The 18,541-nt window shown below is 70.3% G+C and carries 14 protein-coding genes; 10 read left to right on the top strand and 4 right to left on the bottom strand.

What is annotated here, in order from left to right; genetic code table 11:
- Positions 1 to 20 precede the first annotated feature (20 nt).
- From Acor_RS00460 to Acor_RS00435, 6 genes are all read left to right on the top strand, one after another.
- Entirely contained in the window at positions 21 to 299 is a 279-nt protein-coding gene (locus tag Acor_RS00460) for a sarcosine oxidase subunit delta (protein WP_155334467.1), read from the top strand.
- Positions 299 to 3,631 (top strand): 2Fe-2S iron-sulfur cluster-binding protein, encoded by a 3,333-nt coding sequence (locus Acor_RS00455; RefSeq protein ID WP_281353130.1) that lies wholly within the window; start codon positions 299 to 301, stop codon positions 3,629 to 3,631. Before Acor_RS00460 ends, Acor_RS00455 begins: the two co-directional genes overlap by 1 nt.
- 228 nt (positions 3,632 to 3,859) lie before the next feature.
- Positions 3,860 to 5,023, top strand: coding sequence for an ABC transporter substrate-binding protein (locus Acor_RS00450; RefSeq protein WP_218034044.1), 1,164 nt, complete (start codon positions 3,860 to 3,862; stop codon positions 5,021 to 5,023).
- Positions 5,020 to 5,877 (top strand): ABC transporter permease, encoded by an 858-nt coding sequence (locus tag Acor_RS00445; protein WP_155334464.1) that lies wholly within the window; start codon positions 5,020 to 5,022, stop codon positions 5,875 to 5,877. Before Acor_RS00450 ends, Acor_RS00445 begins: the two co-directional genes overlap by 4 nt.
- Positions 5,865 to 6,713, top strand: a complete 849-nt coding sequence (locus Acor_RS00440) for an ABC transporter permease (protein WP_155334463.1) — start codon at positions 5,865 to 5,867, stop codon at positions 6,711 to 6,713. The genes Acor_RS00445 and Acor_RS00440 overlap by 13 nt, the downstream gene beginning before the upstream one ends.
- Positions 6,710 to 7,771 carry an ABC transporter ATP-binding protein gene (locus Acor_RS00435; RefSeq protein ID WP_155334462.1) on the top strand — a complete coding sequence of 354 codons (1,062 nt, stop codon included), beginning with the start codon at positions 6,710 to 6,712 and terminating at the stop codon, positions 7,769 to 7,771. Before Acor_RS00440 ends, Acor_RS00435 begins: the two co-directional genes overlap by 4 nt.
- A gap of 48 nt (positions 7,772 to 7,819) precedes the next feature.
- Here the strand turns inward: Acor_RS00435 and Acor_RS00430 are convergent, their stop codons facing one another.
- On the bottom strand, positions 7,820 to 8,314 hold the full coding sequence (locus Acor_RS00430) for a MarR family transcriptional regulator (protein WP_155334461.1): 495 nt from the start codon (positions 8,312 to 8,314) through the stop codon (positions 7,820 to 7,822).
- Positions 8,315 to 8,621: 307 nt separating this feature from the next.
- Here Acor_RS00430 and Acor_RS42740 point away from each other — a divergent pair, with 307 nt between their 5' ends.
- The 3 genes from Acor_RS42740 (at position 8,622) to Acor_RS00415 (ending at position 14,471) form a co-directional block, all read left to right on the top strand.
- Positions 8,622 to 9,251 carry a hypothetical protein gene (locus Acor_RS42740; protein WP_174876087.1) on the top strand — a complete coding sequence of 210 codons (630 nt, stop codon included), beginning with the start codon at positions 8,622 to 8,624 and terminating at the stop codon, positions 9,249 to 9,251.
- 261 nt (positions 9,252 to 9,512) lie between these two features.
- The gene (locus Acor_RS00420; protein ID WP_218034043.1) at positions 9,513 to 12,560 is read left to right on the top strand and encodes a glycoside hydrolase family 9 protein; all 3,048 of its coding nucleotides are present in this window, start codon (positions 9,513 to 9,515) and stop codon (positions 12,558 to 12,560) included.
- Between the two features lie 171 nt (positions 12,561 to 12,731).
- Positions 12,732 to 14,471 (top strand): condensation domain-containing protein, encoded by a 1,740-nt coding sequence (locus Acor_RS00415; protein WP_155334460.1) that lies wholly within the window; start codon positions 12,732 to 12,734, stop codon positions 14,469 to 14,471.
- Here the strand turns inward: Acor_RS00415 and Acor_RS00410 are convergent.
- On the bottom strand, positions 14,464 to 15,255 hold the full coding sequence (locus tag Acor_RS00410; RefSeq protein ID WP_155334459.1) for a TIGR03084 family metal-binding protein: 792 nt from the start codon (positions 15,253 to 15,255) through the stop codon (positions 14,464 to 14,466). The genes Acor_RS00415 and Acor_RS00410 overlap by 8 nt on opposite strands.
- Positions 15,256 to 15,344: 89 nt before the next feature.
- Positions 15,345 to 16,178 carry a hypothetical protein gene (locus Acor_RS00405; protein ID WP_155334458.1) on the bottom strand — a complete coding sequence of 278 codons (834 nt, stop codon included), beginning with the start codon at positions 16,176 to 16,178 and terminating at the stop codon, positions 15,345 to 15,347.
- A gap of 68 nt (positions 16,179 to 16,246) precedes the next feature.
- On the opposite strand from Acor_RS00405, the gene Acor_RS00400 reads away from it, so the two are divergent.
- On the top strand, positions 16,247 to 16,900 hold the full coding sequence (locus tag Acor_RS00400; protein WP_155334457.1) for a TetR/AcrR family transcriptional regulator: 654 nt from the start codon (positions 16,247 to 16,249) through the stop codon (positions 16,898 to 16,900).
- Here Acor_RS00400 and Acor_RS00395 read toward each other — a convergent pair whose 3' ends face one another.
- Positions 16,901 to 18,439, bottom strand: coding sequence for an acyl-CoA carboxylase subunit beta (locus Acor_RS00395; protein WP_155334695.1), 1,539 nt, complete (start codon positions 18,437 to 18,439; stop codon positions 16,901 to 16,903).
- Between the last annotated feature and the right edge of the window lie 102 nt (positions 18,440 to 18,541).

Below are 18,541 nucleotides of genomic sequence, written 5' to 3'. Positions count from 1 at the left end.
GATTCTTTCGTGGAGACCCCGTGCTACTGATTTCCTGTCCCTGGTGTGGGCAGCGTGACGAAGTCGAGTTTCATTACGGTGGGCAGGCTCATGTGGCCTACCCGGAGGATCCGGCGGGGCTTTCGGATGAGGAGTGGGGGCAGTATTTGTTCTTCCGGGATAATCCGGAGGGGGAGTTCGCGGAGCGGTGGAGCCATTCGGCGGGGTGCCGGCGGTGGTTCAACGTGGTGCGGGATACGCGGAGTAATCGGATCAGGGCGGTCTATCTGCCTGCGCAGACGCGGCCGGTGATCGGGTGATGCGGCATCCGGAGTTGGGGGCGGTCGACCGGGGGCGGGTGCTTCGGTTCGTTTTCGATGGGCGGGAGTTCAGCGGGCATCCGGGGGATACGCTCGCGTCGGCATTGCTGGCCAATGGAGTTCGGCGGGTTGGGACGAGTGCGCTTCTGGGACGGCCCCGGGGGATTTTCTCGGCTGGGGTCGAGGAACCCAATGCGGTCGTGCAGATTGAGGAGCCGTTTCCCGAGCCGATGGTTCTGGCGACGGTGGTCGAGCTTTATGACGGACTGGTGGCGCGCAGCCTGTCCGGGCGCGGGCGACTTGCCGATCAGGCAGATCCGGCGCGATATGACGCGATTTATGCGCATTGCGATGTGCTGGTGGTGGGGGCCGGCCGGGCCGGAGTGGCTGCCGCTTTGGAAGCCGAGCGTTCCGAGGCTCGGGTGATCATCGCCGACTCGGGCGCGATAGGAGCCGATTGGCCTGGCCTCGGCTTCGTGGGCGGTCCCGAATCCGTGGGCGGTCTCGGGCTCGCGGGCGGTCCCGGATCCGTGAGTGTCGATGCGCTGGTGGGGCCGGAGACTCGGGTGCTCGCGCGGACGAGCGTGGTTGGGTATTACGACGACAACTATCTGGTGGCGGTTGAGCGTAGGACCGCGCATTTGGGGTTGGGTGCGCCGCCGGAGGTGGCCAGGGAACGGGTGTGGCGGATCCGGGCGAAGCGGGTGGTTCTTGCGACGGGGGCGCATGAGCGGCCGGTTGCTTTCGCTGGGAATGATCTGCCGGGGGTCATGCTGGCTGGGGCGGCCAGGGAGTATCTCGTTCGGTATGGGGTGGTGCCTGGTCGGCGGGCGGTCGTGTTCACGACGAATGACAGTGCTTATGCGGCCGCGCTGGATCTCGTAGCGGGTGGGGTATCGATCGCGGCGATTGTGGATTCGCGGCGCGCTCCCGGGGATGTGTGGGCGAATCGGGCGAGGGCTGCGGGCATTGAGGTTCTTGCCGGATATTTCGTGACTGAGGCGCTGGGTGATGGCGGGGTGTCCTCCGTGCTTGTCAGCCCGCGGGACTCTGTTTTCAGCAGCCGGGAGATCTCGGCTGACCTTTTGCTGGTGTCGGGTGGCTGGAATCCGGTTGTTCACCTGTTCAGCCAGTCCGGCGGAACGCTGCGATACGACGATTCCTTGGGCGCGCTCGTTCCGGGTGAATCACCGCAGGCGGTCGAGGTCGTGGGCTCCGCCCGGGGAGACATCGATCACGGCGGCGAATCACTCTGGTTCGTCCCCGCCGACGACTACTCACGCCATTTCGTGGACCTCCAGCGAGACGTGACCGTGGCCGACGTGTGGCGTGCCACGAGCGCCGGGCTCACTTCGGTCGAGCACGTGAAGCGCTACACGACCGCGGGAACCGCGCACGACCAGGGAAAGACGTCCGGCGCGCTGACGGCGGCTCTGGTCGCCCACGCGATCGGCGCGGAACCGGGCGATGTCGGGAACACCACGTTCCGTGCGCCCTATCTGCCGGTCTCCTTCGCGGCGCTCGCCGGGCGCGATCGTGGAGCCCTCCACGATCCGGTACGGATCACCGCACTCCACCAATGGCACGTCGACCACGGCGCCCTCTTCGAGAACGTCGGCCAGTGGAAACGCCCCTGGTACTACCCCCGCGACGGCGAGGACATGGACACCGCCGTCCTCCGGGAGTGCAGAGCCGCCCGGCAGAACGTCGCCGCCATGGACGCCTCCACCCTCGGCAAAATCGACGTCATCGGCCCCGACGCCGCCGAGTTCCTCGACCGCCTCTACACGAACCTGATCAGCTCACTACCCGTCGGTTCGATCAGATACGGCATGATGTGCCGCCCCGACGGCATGGTCTTCGACGACGGGACCGCGATCCGCCTCGCCGAGGACCACTTCCTGATCACCACCACCACCGGCAACGCGGCCGCCGTACTCGACTGGATGGAGGAGTGGCTGCAGACCGAATGGCCCGACCTGGCCGTCACCTGCACCTCCATCACCGAACAGTGGGCGACCGTGGCCCTCGTCGGCCCCGGCTCCCGCGCCGTCCTCCGCGACCTGGCCCCCACCCTCGCCGTCGACCAGGCGAGTTTCCCCTTCATGACCTGGCGCGACACCGAAGTCGCCGGCATCCCCGCCCGCGTCTGCCGAATCAGCTTCTCCGGCGAACTCGCCTACGAGATCAACGTCTCATCCTGGTACGGCCTCGCCCTCTGGCAAACCCTCATGTCCCGAAATATCACCCCATACGGCACCGAAACCATGCACGTCCTCCGCGCCGAAAAGGGCTACCCCATCATCGGCCAGGACACCGACGGCACCACCACCCCCCAAGACCTCGCCATGACCTGGATCATCTCCAAGAAGAAACCCGACTTCCTCGGCAAACGCTCCTTCACCCGCCAGGACACCGCCCGCCCCGACCGCCGCCACCTGGTCGGCCTCCTCCCCCAAAACCCCACCACCCTCCTCCCCGAAGGCACAGCCCTCCTCGCCGACGGCCAAATGGTCGGCCACGTCACCTCCAGCTACACCAGCCCAGCCCTGAACCGCACCTTCGCCTTGGCCCTCGTAGCCGGCCCCCACCCCACCCTCACCACCCTGACCGGCACCAAAGCCGACGTAACCTCCCCCGTCCTCTACGACCCCGACCACACCCGCCGCGACGGCAACCCCGAAGAACCGCACAACGACACCGACACCGTCGATCAAGTAAAGGACGCATCGGCGAAGAGGGCCGCTGCCGCGAGATCCACCCCCCACGACACCGACACCGCCGCGCGGGCGGGCGGGCTAGCGGATGGAGTGCCGGCAGGCGAGGTGGTTGCGCCGGCGGCCGCCTATGGTCGTTTCGCGGTCGAGGCCGGGTCACCGGGACCCGAGCGGCGTAGTCCGCTGGGCGGTTTCTCCGTCGAGTTCGATGGCCTGCGGATGAACGAAATTCCGTTTTTGACGCAGGTCAATGTCAGGAGTGCGGAAGCGCTCACGCCGCCCAATGCCACTGTGACGGCCGGGGAGACGGTCACAGCCTGGCTGGGGCCTGATGAATGGCTGGTCATCGGGGCTGCGGGGGCCCGTGGGGTGGATGTGTCGGCGCAGCGGACGGCGATCAGGGTCACGGGGGCGCGGGCGCGGGAGTTGCTGGCGCATGGGTGTGCCCTTGACCTGCATCCTTCGGCTTTTCCCGACGGGCGGTGCGCGCAGACGCTGCTGGCGCGGACGCAGGTCGTGCTGATCGCCGAGAGTGACGGGTTCCTGATTCTGGTGCGGGCGTCGTTCGCCGCGTACCTGGCCGCCTGGCTGGTGGACGCGGCCGCCGAGTTCTGACCACCGATGTACGCGGCTTGTGCCCCGTACGCAGCAAGTTCGGCACCGAACGGAGACCTTCTTGACCGATATTGACGACTATCAAGCCAGATCGATCCGGAGGACGGTGGGATGAGGTCAGCGGTTTCCAGATGGTCCGCCCCCGTTCACTCCCGCGTCACTGACCCAAGAGACGCCATCCCTAGTTTGTTCGGAGAAGTCCTACATCGTTCCACCTGGAGATCTGCTGTGACCTCTGCACGACTGCCAATCGCCGGACTTTCGGCCCTTCTCATTTTCGGCGCCGCCGCCTGTGGAGCGGCTCCCAGCACCACCACGGGAGCGTCCGGGTCGGCGTCCAGCGGCGGGGTTGACGCCAGGACCGCCACTTCGGCCGCCGACTTCGGCGGTCTGGACAAGCTGGTTGAGGCCGCCAACGCCGAGGGCCAGCTCCACGTCATCGCGCTGCCGCCCAGCTGGGCCAACTACGGTGAGATCCTGACCGCCTTCAAGGCCAAGTACCCCAAGATCCAGATTGAGGAGGAGACCCCGGACGCCTCCTCCGCCGACGAGATCAACGCGGTGAAGACCCGCAAGGGCCAGGACCGCGCCCCGGACGTGCTCGACGTCGGCCAGGCGTTCGCGGTGAGCGGCGCCGCCGAAGGGCTGTTCGCGCCGTACAAGGTGCAGACCTGGGACAAGATCCCCGATGGGCAGAAGGAGCCGACTGGGCTCTGGTTCAACGACTACGGCGGCTACGTCTCCATCGGCTGTGACGCCAAGAAGGTCGACCCCTGCCCGACCACCTTCGCCGACCTGCTCAAGCCCGAGTACAAGGGCAAGGTCGCGATGAACGGCAACCCGACCAAGGCGGGCTCCGCGTTCGCCGGCGTGTTCGCGGCGGCGCTGGCCAACGGCGGCTCGTTCGACGACATCACCCCGGGCATCGAGTTCTTCAAGAAGCTCAAGGACGCCGGCAACTTCAACCCGGTGGAGACCACCCCGGCCACGATCGAGAAGGGCGAGACCCAGATCAGCATCGACTGGGACTACAACAACGCCGCCTACGCGCCGATCATGGCCCCCAAGGGCCTGGACTGGAAGACCGTCATCCCCACCGACGGCAAGTACTTCCAGCTGTACGCGCAGGCGATCAACAAGGACGCCCCGCACCCGGCGGCGGCCCGCCTCTGGCAGGAGTTCCTGTACAGCCCCGAGGGCCAGAACCTGTTCCTGAAGGGCTTCGCCCGCCCGGTGCTGCTGCCCGCGATGATCGCTGACGGAACCGTGGACCAGGCCGCTTCCGCCGCGCTGCCGGCCGTGGACGGCACGCCCACGTTCCCGACCGACGAGCAGGCCAAGAAGGCTCAGGAGGCGCTGGCGGCCGGCTGGGGCGCCGCGGTCGCCGGATGACCGAGCGGAAAGCACGCCGCACCTGGGGGAAGGGGTGGGGCCCCGCCGTGCCCCTTCTCCTGGTGGTGGCGATCGCCTTCGGCATCCCGGCGGTGATGCTGGCCGCCGGCGCGTTCACCGAGAAGGGCGCGCCAGGCGAGCCCTCCTCGTACGGCTTCGCGAACCTGGCCGCCAGCCTGCGCGAGCCGTACCTGGGGACGCTGCTGAGCAGTGTGCAGCTGTCCGCGGTGGTCGCCGTGGGCGGCGCGCTGACCGGGACGTTCCTGGCGCACGCCGTGCTCACCTCCAAGAGCGCGATGCTGCGCGAGGCGGTGCTGAGCGTGTCGGGGGTGCTGGCCAACTTCGGCGGCGTGCCGCTGGCCTTCATCTGGATCGCCACCCTGGGCAACTCGGGCGTGGTCACCGTCGGCTTGGGGCTCGGCTCGGGGTTGCTCTACAACTTCTGGGGCCTGGCCATGGTCTACCTGTACTTCTCGATCCCGCTGATGGTGCTGGTGATCGCGCCGGCGCTGGAGGGGCTGCGCCCGCAGTGGCGGGAGGCGGCGCTGAACAGCGGCGCGACGACCTGGCAGTTCTGGCGGCTGGTCGGCATTCCGGTGCTGGCCCCGGCGCTGCTCGGCGGCGTGGTCCTGCTGTTCGGCGGCGCGTTCGCGGCGTACGCGACGGCCGCCGCCATGGTGGGCGCGTCGGTGCCGCTGGTGACGCTGCAGATCGCGGACGCGCTGACCGGCAACGTGCTGGTCGGCTTCGAGAACGTGGCGCTGGCGCTGAGCCTGGACATGATCGTCATCGCCCTGCTGGTGATGGCCGTCTACCTGCCGCTGCAACGAAGGAGTTCACGATGGCTGCGGTGACGCCGACCGCCGTGCCGGTGACGGCGGCGCCGCTGCCGGTCGCGGGCGGCGGCTGGGGGCGGCGGGTGGTCCTGCTGGTGGCCGCCGTCTACTTCCTGGTGCCGATGGTGATCGCGGCGACGTTCACCGTGTACAACGAGGCGCAGGGGTTCTCCCTCGGCGCCTACGGCCGGATCCTGTCCGCGCCCGGGTTCGTGTCGAGCTTCCTGCTGTCGCTGGCGCTGGCGGCGGCCACGATCGTCATCGTGCTGGTGCTGCTGCTGCCGGCCATGCTGGCCGTGCGGCTGGGCGCGCCGGGGCTGCGGCCGGTGCTGGAGACGATCACCACGCTGCCGCTGATCGTGCCCCCGATCACCTACGTGGTGGGCATCAGCACCTCGCTGCGGGAGGGCGCGGACGCGCTGGCGGCCACGCCGTTCTGGCAGACGCTCATCTCGCTGCAGGACGAGAACTTCCCGTTCGTGCTGGTGCTGGCGTACGTGGTGCTGGCGCTGCCGTTCGCCTACCGGTCGCTGGACGCGGGCCTGCGGGCGATCGACGTGGTCACCCTGGTCGAGGCGGCCAGGAACCTGGGCGCGTCCTGGCCGCAGGTGATGCTGCGCGTGATCATGCCCAACCTGCGTTCCTCGCTGGCCGGGGCCGCGTTCCTGACGCTGGCGCTGGTGCTCGGCGAATACACCGTCGCCGCGCTGCTCGGCTACCAGACGTTCCCGGTCTGGATCGTGACGATCTCCGGCAGCGACGGGCAGCTGTCGGTGGCGCTGTCCATTCTCAGCTTGTTGCTCGCCTGGCTGCTGCTGCTCACGCTGTCCCGGGCCGGAAGGAAGAAATCATGACCGTGGAGTTCCGCGGGCTGCGCCGGACGTACGGGCCGACGGTGGCGCTGGACGGGCTGGACCTGACCGTGGCGCAGGGCGAGCTGATCGCGCTGCTGGGCCCGTCGGGGTGCGGCAAGACGACCGCGCTGCGCTGCGTGGCGGGGTTCGAGAGGCCGGACTCCGGGATGGTGCTGATCGACGGCAACGACGTGACCCGGGTGCCGGCCAACCGCCGGGACGCCGGGATGGTGTTCCAGTCGTACTCGCTGTTCCCTAACCTGAACGCCCGCGACAACGTGGCGTTCGGGATGCGGGTGCGGCGCCGCCCGGTGGCCGAGCGGCACTCCCGCGCGGACGAGCTGCTGGAGCTGGTCGGCCTGGCCGGGCGCGGCGACCGCTACCCGCACCAGCTGTCCGGCGGGCAGCAGCAGCGGGTGGCGCTGGCCCGCGCGCTGGCGCTGGCCCCGAAGGTGCTGCTGCTGGACGAGCCGCTGTCCGCGCTGGACGCCAAGGTCCGGGTGTCGCTGCGGGAGGAGATCCGCCGGCTCCAGCTGGAGCTGGGCATCACCACCGTGTTCGTCACGCACGACCAGGAGGAGGCGCTGTCGGTCGCCGACCGGGTGGCGGTGCTGAAGGACGGGCGTCTTGAGCAGGTGGGCGCGCCCGCCGAGATCTACGACCGCCCGGCCACCCCTTTCGTGGCCGAGTTCGTCGGCACCATGAACCACATCCCCGGCCGGGTCACCGGCGACCGGGTGGAGGTCCTGGGCCAGCTGCTGCCGATCGACGGCACCGCGCCGGGCGAGCTCGTCGACGTGCTCGTCCGGCCGGAGGCCGTGCGGGTCACCCCGGCCGAGGCCGGTCCCGCGCTCATCATGGCCTCCTCGTTCCGCGGCTCGACCGCCCGCCTGCGGGTGCAGCTCGCCGACGACAGCCAGCTCCTCGCCGACGTCCCCGGCCATGACGCGGTACGGCTCGCGCCGGGACTGCGGGTGGACGTCAGCGTGGTCGAGCGGCCGGTGCTGGTCACCGCCCGCGCGGCGACGTCCGACGACGAGTCGGTCGTCTCCGCCTGAAAGGGTGCCGGTCGCCGCGAAGTCCGGCGACCGGCGCCCTTTTCGCCGTCAGTCCTCTTCGGCGAGTGCCTCGGTGGCTTCGCGGCCCGCGACATTGGTGCGGCGCAGGAATTCGGCGAGCAGTTCCAATTCCTTGTCGTCGTATCCGGTGCAGATCTGGTCCAGTGCGGTGTTCATCCCCGAGTAGAGGTGGAACAGTTCCGCGCCCCGGTCACGGAGGGCGCGAACGGCGACCGCGCGGCGGTCGGAGGCCTCGGGGGTGCGTTCGCGGACCACCCAGCCGTCGCGTTGCAGCCGGTCGATGATCCCGGTCACCGTGGCCGGGTGCAGACCGGCCCGGCGGGCCAGCGCGCTCGGGCTGATCGGGCCGTGCCGGGAGATCAGTTCGAGGCAGTCCAGATCCACGTCCTTGAGCCCGGCGTGCATGCCGACGTGGTGGTTGAGCAGCGCCAACTGGTTGCCGAGCGCACGCAGCGACTCCCTGATCTCCACGGCCAGCCGCCGCCGGTGGGGAGCCGCGAACTCAGATGATACTGAATCCATATGTTATGACCCTCGTGTCGTATGACATACAGAGAAAAGGGTATCGCTCAGCGGAGGCCGGAGCTACGCCGCTCACGATCTTCGTGGCGGATCCCGGGGCACTGATTCACCCGGTTGAACAGGGCCACTTTGCGATGTTATTTACATTCTTAGTGGACTTTGACCTCGCGGAGAGACCACGGCCAAGGTATTAGCGTTACCCGCCACGCGCCTTTCCGGCGCCTCGTTGTGCGTGTTCAGGCTGCCTCCATTGATCACTGATGGCGCCGCACACAATGGCGGATATTTACGCGATGAGAGGTATTCCGTGAATCCGCAAAACCCGCAGTATCCGCAAAACCCGCAGTATCAGCAGAATCCGCAGTATCAGCAGAATCCGCAGTACCCGCAGGGCCCGCAATATCCCCAGCAGCCGGGTTACCCGCCGCAGCAGGGCTACCCGCAGCAGCCCGGCCACGCCGCGGTGGCGCAGCCTCCGCTGGCGGCCCCCACGACGCTCACGATCACTCTGATCAGCGCCATCGTCATCGCGGTGGCCAACCTGGTCAACGGCGTCGTCTACCTGATGGCCGGCGAGGACCTGCTGATCGAGCAGGCGAAGGCGCTGGGCGTGAGCGAGGAACTGGCCGAGCTGGCGCTGGCCTCGGCCGACACCTCCATCGTGACCACCCGCGGCCTGATGTTCATCATCAACGGCCTGGTCATCGGCCTGCTGGTGGTGGCCCTCCGGTCCGCCAAGACCTGGGCGCGGGTGGTCCTGACGCTCTTCAGCCTCGGCGCGATCCTCGGTGCCCTGATCGCGCTGGCCGACGGCCTCAGCCCGCTGATCATGATCCTCGGCCTGGCGGCGGGCCTGGGCGGCCTGGTCGCCCTGATCACCGTCTGGCTCCCGCCGACCAACCGCTATGCCGCCTGGCGCAAGCAGTCGGGCAGCTGAGCCGGCGTTGCCCCGGGCCGCGACCTGGCCGGCGAACTCCGGACGCCGCGGCATGCCCGTCATGCCGCGGTGAAACATTCATAGAAGATCACGCGACGGCCGGGCCTTCCGGCCCGGACACGGCCGCGACCTGCGGATTGAGGCCCTGACCGCCTCCCGGGCCGGTCCGCTGCCACCGATGTCTTTCCGACGGTCGCCAGTTCCCCTAGCCTGCGCGGGAGCGCTCCCACATCCCTCCCACGCGATCCTGGAAGGACCGTCGTGACCCGATCGCCTGGCCGGCGCCTGCACGCGTTCGTCGCGGGCTGCGCCGCCGCCGTACTCACCCTCACCGGCCTGACGGCCTCCTCGGCGCACGCCGAGGTCATCGAACACCTCCACAACGGCACGTTCGACAGCGCCACCACTCCGTGGTGGTCCACCGGGAACACCCCGATCTCGGTCGTGGACGGCGAACTGTGCGCGGCGGTGCCCGCGGGCACCGCGAACCCCTGGGACGCCAGTCTCGGCCACAACGACATCGCGCTGGCCGACGGCGATCCGTACACGCTGACCTTCACGGCCTCGGCCAGCGCGGCCGCGACGGTCCGGGCGAACGTGCAGCTGAACGAGGCGCCGTTCACCACGGCGGTCTCCCGCGAGGTGGCCCTCACCACCACGCCGCAGACCTTCACCTACGAGTTCGACGGCAACCTGGACTCGGCCAACGGGACCTTCACCTTCCAGCTGGGCGGCGCCGCCACGGCGTTCACGTTCTGCCTGGACGACGTCTCGCTGACCAGCGACAGCGACGCGGAGCCGCCGGCGGGCGGGCCGGAGCAGCTGGAGAACGGCGACTTCGGGGACGGGCTCGGCGGCTGGTTCACCTACGGCACCAACGCCACCAGCACCGCGGACGGGCGGCTGTGCACCACCGTGCCGGCCGGTCTGGCCAACCCGTGGGACGCCGGGATCGGGCAGAACGACGTGCCGCTGGTCGACGGCGCGACCTACACCTTCTCGTTCGAGGCGTCGGCCTCGCCCGGCTCTTCTGTCAACGCCAACGTGCAGCTCGGCGACGCGCCGTTCACCTCGTTCTTCTCGCGCGCGGTGCCGCTGACCCCCGCCACCCAGACCTTCGAGTACACCTTCACCGCGAGTGCGGACACCGAGCGGTCGCAGGTGGTGTTCCACGTGGGCGCCAATACCGCCGAGTACCGGCTCTGCCTGGACGAGGTGTCCCTGCGCGGCGGCGAGGAGGAGCCGCCGTATGTGCCGGACACCGGGCCGAGGGTCCGGGTGAACCAGGTCGGCTACCTGCCGAACGGGCCGAAGCACGCGACCGTCGTGACCGACGCCACCGCGGCGCTGCCGTGGCAGCTCAAGAACGGCGGCGGAACGGTGCTGGCCAGCGGGAACAGCACGTCGCGAGGCGTCGACCCGGCTTCGGGGCAGAACGTGCACACGGTCGACTTCAGCGCCTACACCGGCGCGGGGACCGGCCTGACGCTGGTCGCCGACGGCCAGGTCAGCTACCCGTTCGACATCTCCGCCGACGTGTACGACCAGCTGCGCTCGGACTCGCTCCAGTTCTTCGCGATCCAGCGCAGCGGCATCGCCATCGACGGCGCGCTGTTCGGCGCGCAGTACGCGCGGCCCGCCGGTCACCTGGGGGTCGCCCCCAACCAGGGTGACACCGACGTACCCTGCCAGCCGGGCGTCTGCGACTACCGGCTGGACGTGCGCGGCGGCTGGTACGACGCGGGCGACCACGGCAAGTACGTCGTCAACGGCGGCATCGCGGCCTACCAGCTGCTCAGCACCTTCGAGCGGACCAAGACCGCGATCACCGGCTTCGGCGGCGCGGAGCTGGGCGACAGCACGCTGCGGGTGCCGGAGCGCGGCAACGGCGTGCCGGACGTCCTGGACGAGGCCCGCTGGGAGCTGGAGTTCCTGATCCGGATGCAGGTGCCCGCGGGCAAGCCACTGGCGGGCATGGCGCACCACAAGATACACGACCAGAACTGGACCGGCCTGCCGCTCCAGCCGGAGGACGACCCGCAGCTCCGCGAACTGCACCCGCCGTCCACGGCGGCCACCCTCAACCTGGCGGCCACGGCCGCGCAGTGCGCCCGGCTGTTCGCCCGGTACGACTCCGCCTTCGCGGCCAAGTGCCTGACCTCCGCCAAGCGCGCCTGGACGGCCGCCAAGGCCAACCCGGCCAGGTACGCCAGCCCGAACGACGGCAACGGCGGCGGCACCTACAACGACAACGACGTGAGCGACGAGTTCTACTGGGCGGCGGCCGAGCTGTACCTGACCACCGGCGAGGCCGCCTACCTGACCGAGCTGCGCGCCTCGCCGCACCACACCGGGAACGTGTTCAGCTCGACCGGGTTCGGCTGGCCGGCCACCGCCGCGCTGGGCCGGATGGACCTGGCCACCGTGCCGAGCGAGCTGCCGGCCGCGGAGCGCAACCAGCTCCGCCAGTCGGTGGTGACGGCCGCGGACGGGTATCTGGCCACGCTGGCCGGTGAGGCGTACGGGTTGCCGCTACCGGGGAGCGGCAACAGCTACTTCTGGGGTTCCAACAGCAACATCATCAACAACGTGATCGTGATGGCCACCGCGTACGACCTGACCAGGGACCGCAAGTACCAGGCCGGGGCGCTGCAGGGGATGGACTACATCTTCGGCAGGAACGCGCTCAACCACTCCTATGTCACCGGCTGGGGGGAGAAGAACCCGCAGAACCAGCACAGCCGGATCTTCGGCCACCAGCTAGACGAGACCCTGCCGAATCCGCCGGCGGGCTCGATCGCCGGGGGCGCGAACGCGGCGCTGGAGGATCCGTACGCCTCCGGCCTGCTGGCCGGGTGCAAGCCGCAGTTCTGCTACGTCGACCACATCGAGTCGTACGCGACGAACGAGGTGGCGGTCAACTGGAACTCGGCGCTGGCCTGGATCGCGTCCGCGCTGGCCGACCAGGGCAACGGGCAGGCGCCGGCCGCCGGGGCGTGCCGGGTGGACTACGTCCGGCACGGCGCGTGGGCCGGCGGGTTCACCTCGCAGGCCACCGTCACCAACACCGGGACGACGCCGATCGACGGCTGGACGCTGCGGTGGGCGTGGACCGGCGACCAGAAGGTGACCGACCACTGGCTGAGCAGCATCACCCAGTCAGGCGCGTCGGTGGCCGCGACCAACCTCAGCCACAACAAGAAGATCATGCCGGGCAGCACGGTGACGTTCGGCTTCCTCGGGGACAGCGCCGGCGGGGCGAACCCGGCTCCGGGGCTGTTCACCCTGAACGGGAAAGCCTGCGCGTAACTACCTGCGCGTAACTATCGGAAAACAGGGCCGCGTCGTCTCCGGACGGCGCGGCCTTTTCACATCCCGCGACCGAAATTTTCGGACATACTTAGAAATGTGTCGGCCGTTTCGGTTCCTGCCTCTGGTCGGCGGAGGCGGGCGCGGCCGGGATGGGCGAAGGAGCGACCGGTGAAGAGCACGACAGGGCAGGATCTGGCCGGTCACCCGACCCAGATCGTGCCGTTCCACGCGACCGGCGCGACCGGCGCGACCGGCGCGACCGGCGCGACCGGCGAGGTCGCGACCGGCCCGCTGACCTGGGCGCAGCAGCACATGTTCGCGCTGATGGAGCAGCTGGCTCCGGACACCAGCAGCGTCAATCTCCGATTCACCTGGGCGCTCCGTACGGGGGTCGGCGCGGCCGAGGTGTTCGAGGCGCTGCGGGAGCTGATGGAGGGGTTCGACGCGCTGCGCACCGTCTACGTGCCGCCGCCGTACGGGCCGGGGCAGCGGGTGCTGCGCGAGGGCGAGCTGGAGGTTCCGGTCGTGGAGGCCGGGCCGGGGGCCGCCGCGACGGTGGCCGGCGAACTGGCGGCGGCGATGTGGGCGGTGCCGTTCGACGTGTGCGAGGAGTGGCCGATCCGGGTCGCGCTGGTGACCTCGGGCGGGGCGCCGAGGCAGCTGGCGGTGGTGGCGTCCCATCTGGTGCTGGACCAGACGGGCGGGCACTGGCTCCACTACCACCTGCGGGGGGTGCTGGCCCGGCCGCCCGCGGCCGTACCCGGGGCGGAGGTCGTGCACCGGCCGCTGGACGAGGCCGAGTGGGAGAAGTCGGACGCGGGGCGGCGGCACGGCGAGCGCGCGGTGCGCTGGCACGCGGAGACGTTCCTGGCGATGCCGCAGACCATGCTGCCGCGCCCGGCGGCGGCCGTGGAGCCGCCGCGCTACCGGTACCTGCAGTTCGACTCCCCCGCGCTGGCGATGGCGGTGGCCGCCCTGAGCGCACGGCACAACGTCAGCGCGGCGAGCGTGCTGTTCGCGGGGATCAGCGCGATCGCGGGGCACGTCAGCGCGCTGGACCGGTCGTTCCTGCAGCTCACGGTGGGCAACAGGATCGCGCCGAGGACCCGGTTCGCGGTCGGCATGCACACCCAGGACGTCCCCGTATGCATCGATTTATCGGATATTTCGGTATCCGATCTGATGGTGCGGGCGGGGACGGCGCTCACCCGGGCGGCCCGGTTCGGGGCGCATCCGCCCGGCGAGCTGGCGGCGCGGCGGCGCGAGATCGAGTACGAGCGCGGCATCTCGTTCGACCTGTCCTGCTGGCTCAACTACCGCCGGTTGGGGCCGCCGCGCCCGCCCAACCCCGGCGCGATCGGCCCGGACACGCTGGAGCGCACGCTCTGGCGCTGGCTGCCTGGCGTGGACAGCAGCACCAGCAGCTACTTCGTCTTCGCCGACGACGCCGGGGACATGCTGCGGCTGACCATGCTGCTCGACTCGGCGGTCCTGCCGCCCGAGGAGGCGCTGGACTGGCTGCGCGGGGTGGAACGGCTGCTGGCCGCCGCCACCACGGCCGAGATCGGCACCGCCGAGATCGGCGAGCACACCGGCCTGGCGCCCGCCCGGCGGGACGGCGACTGGCGCCGGACCGAGGGCGGCTGGGCCCACCTGCCGAGCGTCGCCGACCTGGTCAGGAGCGTCACAGGGGCACGCTCCGCCGAGGTCACCGAGCACGGCGGCGAACTAATCGCTCACCTGATAAATCCGGATTTCGCGGATCTGCGGAAGGTGCATGCGGCCTGCGTGGACGCGCTGCCGGGTGTCCGGGTGGCGGTGGCTCCCCATCGGTACGTCATATATGCCGACGCCCCCGGTCCAGGCGCGAACGTCCTGGCCGAGGGCACCGGTCGGGCGGTCAGCTGAACTGACCTGGCGTGCGGCCGTCTCCGGCGGGGCCACGGTAGGCCTGGGCGAGGTCCATCCACCGGTCGGCCTCTCCTCCCTCGGCGGCCAGGTCGAGATCGTCCCGGTGCCGCCGCCGGGTCACCAGCAGGCAGAAGTCCGCCGCCGCCCCCGTGATCCGGTTCTGCGCGTCCTCGGGCCCGAACGCCCAGAGCGCCCCGGACGGCCCGGTGAGCTCGAACCGGAACTCCTCGTCCGGCGGCGTCAGCCCGCGGGCCAGGTAGCCGAACGTCCAGGTCCTGATGGCGAACGCCACGATGAGCTGGATCCGGTCGGTACGCTCCGGCTTGATGCCGAGCGCGTCGGCGATGTCCTGGCCGTGGCCGAACAGCTCCATCATGCCCGCCATCCCGAGCACCGCCGGGGGCAGCGGGTTGACCAGCCAGGGCACCATCTGGTCCGGCGGCGCGGCGGCCAGCGCCTTGATCGCACCGTCCCGCTGGGCCCGCCACTGGCCCAGCAGCACCTCCGGCGGCTCGGCCAGGAAGCCCGCCATCGCGTACCGGACGTTGGCGTCGAAGTCCGGCGACAGCGAGGCCGCCAGCTTCCCGAACGCCTCCGCGTTGGAGGCGGCCAGCCCCGCCATCCGGAACGTCGCGGACAGATGCGCGATCTGGTGCGCGATCGTCCAGCCGGGCGAGGGGGTCTCCAGCGCCCACTTCGCGGCGGGCAGGCCGGCCACCATGCGGTCCACGTCGTCGCCGTCCGCCGTGAGCGCGGCGATCACAAGTTTCAGGTCGGTCATGTCGGTGTCCTCTCGCCCGGATGTCGCAAGACCCGTCCGTCTCATCGTCACGAGAAGGCGCATCGCGCCGCACCTTTTGGATTGCGCAGCTATTCCGGCAGCCAGGCCGCGCGGTCGCTGACACCCACGCTGACCGGCAGGTGAACCACCGCGACGGGGTGCGTCAGGTCAGCAACCTGGAAGACGTGCAGCGCGCCGCGCCGCCCGACCGGGTCGTGGCCGAACACCAGCAGCCACTCCCCCACGGCCACCGGCCGCCCGGCCCGCCACCCCGGCCCCAGAGTCACCCTGCGGTGGCCCAGGTCGAAGACGGAGGAGTCGGCGGGCAGCCAGACCGGTTCCTTGGCGCCGCAGCGCGAGAGCAGGCCGATCTGCCCGCCGCCGGGCCTGGCCACGTACGGCAGGCGGGTGCCGAGCAACGCCGCCGCCCGGTTGTAGGCGACCGGCGGGTGGAGCATCACCAGATAGCGCTCGGTGAGCGCCACCGAGCTGATGAACGGCGCCGGGTCGGCCAGCGCGAACGGCACGGAGCGCAGCACCGTCCCGTCAGGACCGGCCGTGACGTGCTCGGCCTGGCCCAGCTCCGGGTAGGTGACGACGGTGTGCCAGCAGCCGGTCACCGGATCAGGCACCGGCCTGGCCACGGTCATCTCCGGCAGCCCCGAGGGGCTGAGCCAGAGCGCGGGGGCGAGCGCGGGAATCGGGCCGAGCGGCGGCCGGCCGCACAGCGACGCCTCGGCGCGGTACCAGTGCGCGGCCCCGTCGCGGAACCTCACGCCCGAGTGCGTGAGTGGGCCGGCGAGCGGGTGCGCGGCGCCCGGGCTGGGCAGCGCCTGGACTAGCGAACCGGTCAGCTCGGCGGGGAGCACACCCTCCACGGCCAGCGGATCCTCGAACCGAACTGCGACGTCGTGTGCGGTCATGACCGACGCCTCCCAATACATAACAGTGTTGTGGTTAATAGATATCGCTGTTATGCAACAATGTCAAGGTGAGCCCTCGCCGATCGGACCCCGCCACCAAGCCCGCCCTCGTGGACATCGCGGCCCGTCTGCTGGCCGAGAACGGCCCGCAGGCGCTGTCCACTCGCCGTATCGCCGCCGAAGCAGACAGCTCGACGATGACCGTCTACACACATTTCGGCGGGATGAGCGGGCTCGTCAGGGAGATGGTCCGGGAGGGCTTCTCCCGGCTCCAGGAGCGGCTGACGAGCGTGCGGGAGACAGCGGATCCGGTGGCCGACATGGCGCTGCTCGGGCGCGCGTACCGGTTCAACGCGCTGGCCAACCCGCATCTGTACGCGGTGATGTTCGGCGGCTCTTCGCTGGCCGGATTCTCGCTGTCGGAGGAAGACCGCCAGCACGGCCGGTACACGCTGGGCAACGTCGCCGAGTGCGCCGAACGCTGCCTGGTGAGTGGCCGGTTCCGGCCCGGGGACGCGATCCTGGTGGCACACCAGATGTGGACGGCCATCCACGGACTGGTCACGCTGGAACTCGGCGGCTACCTCATCCCGCCGTACGACGCGAACGCCTGCGTCGAAGCCCAGCTGGTCGGGCTGATGGTCAGCGCCGGCGACGACTGGCCGTCCGCGACCGAGTCGGTGGCGCGCTCCCTGGAGCGCGTGGACGAGATCGAGATGTAGCTACAGCGGCACGTTGCCGTGCTTTCGCTGGACCGCCGGGGAGCGTTTGGTGCGCAGCATCTCCAGGCCGCGGGCGATGACCGCGCGGGTCTGCTCGGGGTCGATGACGTCGTCGACGAGGCCGCGCTCGGCCGCGTAGTACGGGTGCATGAGCTGGTCGGTGTACTCGGTGACCAGTTCCGCGCGCAGGCCGTCCTGGTCGGCGGCGGTGGCCAGCTCCTTGCGGAACAGCACGTTCACCGCGCCCTCCGCGCCCATCACGGCGATCTCGTTGGTCGGCCAGGCCAGCGCGAGGTCACAGCCGATCGACCGGGAGTCCATCACGATGTACGCCCCGCCGTACGCCTTGCGCAGGATCACCGACACCCGGGGCACGGTGGCCTCGCAGTAGGCGTACAGGAGTTTCGCGCCGTGCCGGATGACGCCGGCGTATTCCTGGTCGGTGCCGGGGAGGAAGCCGGGCACGTCCACCAGGGTGACCAGCGGGATGCCGAACGCATCACAGAACCGTACGAACCGGGCGGCCTTCTGGGCGGCGTGCACGTCCAGCACGCCCGCGAGGGCGATCGGCTGGTTGCCGACCACGCCGACGGTCTGGCCGTCGATCCTGGCCAGCAGGCAGACGATGTTGGGCGCCCAGTCCTCGTGCAGTTCGATGAAGTCGCCGTCGTCGACCAGTTCGGCGACGACGGCGCGGATGTCGTAGGGCTTGTTCGGTTCGACGGGGACGATCCCGGCCAGCGCGGGGCGCAGGTCCGTGGTCGCGCCCCTGGCCGGGCCGCCAGGGGGCGGCTCCAGGTTGTTGCCGGGCAGCAGCGACACCAGGTGGCGCACGTCGGCGAAGCAGCTCTCCTCGTCGTCGTGGACGAAGGTGGCCACGCCGGTCCCGGCGTGCACGGCCGCGCCGCCGAGCTGCTCGTGGGTGACCCGCTGGCCGCTCACCGCCGCGACCACGTCGGGCCCGGTCAGGTACATCTTGGCGATGTCGCGGACCATGAAGGTGAAGTCCGACAGCGCCGGCGAGTACGCCGCGCCGCCCGCGCACGGCCCGAGGATGACGCTGATCTGCGGGATCACCCCGGACGCCTGGACGTTGCGGCGGAAGATGCCGCCGTAGCCGTGCAGGGCCAGCACGCCCTCCTGGATCCGGGCGCCGCCGCTGTCGTTGAGCGCGATCAGCGGCGCGCCGGTGGCGACGGCCAGGTCCATCACCTTGTGGATCTTGGCGGCGTGCGCCTCGCCGAGCGAGCCGCCGAAGACGGTGAAGTCCTGGGCGTAGACGAAGACCCTGCGGCCGAAGATGGTGCCGGAGCCGGTCACCACGCCGTCGGTGTGCGGCCGGTTCTCGCCGATCTTCAGGCCGTGCGCCTGGGTGCGGCGGTAGCGGTCGAGTTCGTCGAAGGAGCCCTCGTCCAGCAGCGCGGCCAGCCGTTCGCGCGCGGTGCGCTTGCCGAGCGCGCGCTGCCGCGCCGCCGCGTCCGGGTCGCCGGCCGTGATCCGGTCGCGCAGGCCGCCGTGCTCCCGCCGCAGGCCCGCCATGGTGCGCGGCTCCGGCGGCGGCGGGTCGGCGAAGACCTCCGGCACGGGCACGTCGACCACGGATCGGCCGTTGACCCTCCGCACCGAACTGCCCACGGCACG

The organism is Acrocarpospora corrugata, from assembly GCF_009687845.1.
Lineage (GTDB): Bacteria > Actinomycetota > Actinomycetes > Streptosporangiales > Streptosporangiaceae > Acrocarpospora > Acrocarpospora corrugata.
The sequence above is the reverse complement of the archived record's forward strand: the minus strand, read 5'-3'. Positions and strand labels throughout refer to the sequence as shown.

What these genes read in the sequence shown, in the direction of transcription:
- Acor_RS00435 (WP_155334462.1), top strand. Translation starts at nt 6,710, where the DNA reads ATGACCGTGGAGTTCCGCGGGCTGCGCCGGACGTACGGGCCGACGGTG.
- Acor_RS00410 (WP_155334459.1), bottom strand. Translation starts at nt 15,255, where the DNA reads ATGACCGACCTGAAACTTGTGATCGCCGCGCTCACGGCGGACGGCGAC.
- Acor_RS00440 (WP_155334463.1), top strand. Translation starts at nt 5,865, where the DNA reads ATGGCTGCGGTGACGCCGACCGCCGTGCCGGTGACGGCGGCGCCGCTG.
- Acor_RS00430 (WP_155334461.1), bottom strand. Translation starts at nt 8,314, where the DNA reads ATGGATTCAGTATCATCTGAGTTCGCGGCTCCCCACCGGCGGCGGCTG.
- Acor_RS00405 (WP_155334458.1), bottom strand. Translation starts at nt 16,178, where the DNA reads ATGACCGCACACGACGTCGCAGTTCGGTTCGAGGATCCGCTGGCCGTG.
- Acor_RS00445 (WP_155334464.1), top strand. Translation starts at nt 5,020, where the DNA reads ATGACCGAGCGGAAAGCACGCCGCACCTGGGGGAAGGGGTGGGGCCCC.
- Acor_RS00455 (WP_281353130.1), top strand. Translation starts at nt 299, where the DNA reads ATGCGGCATCCGGAGTTGGGGGCGGTCGACCGGGGGCGGGTGCTTCGG.
- Acor_RS00395 (WP_155334695.1), bottom strand. Translation starts at nt 18,439, where the DNA reads ATGGCGGGCCTGCGGCGGGAGCACGGCGGCCTGCGCGACCGGATCACG.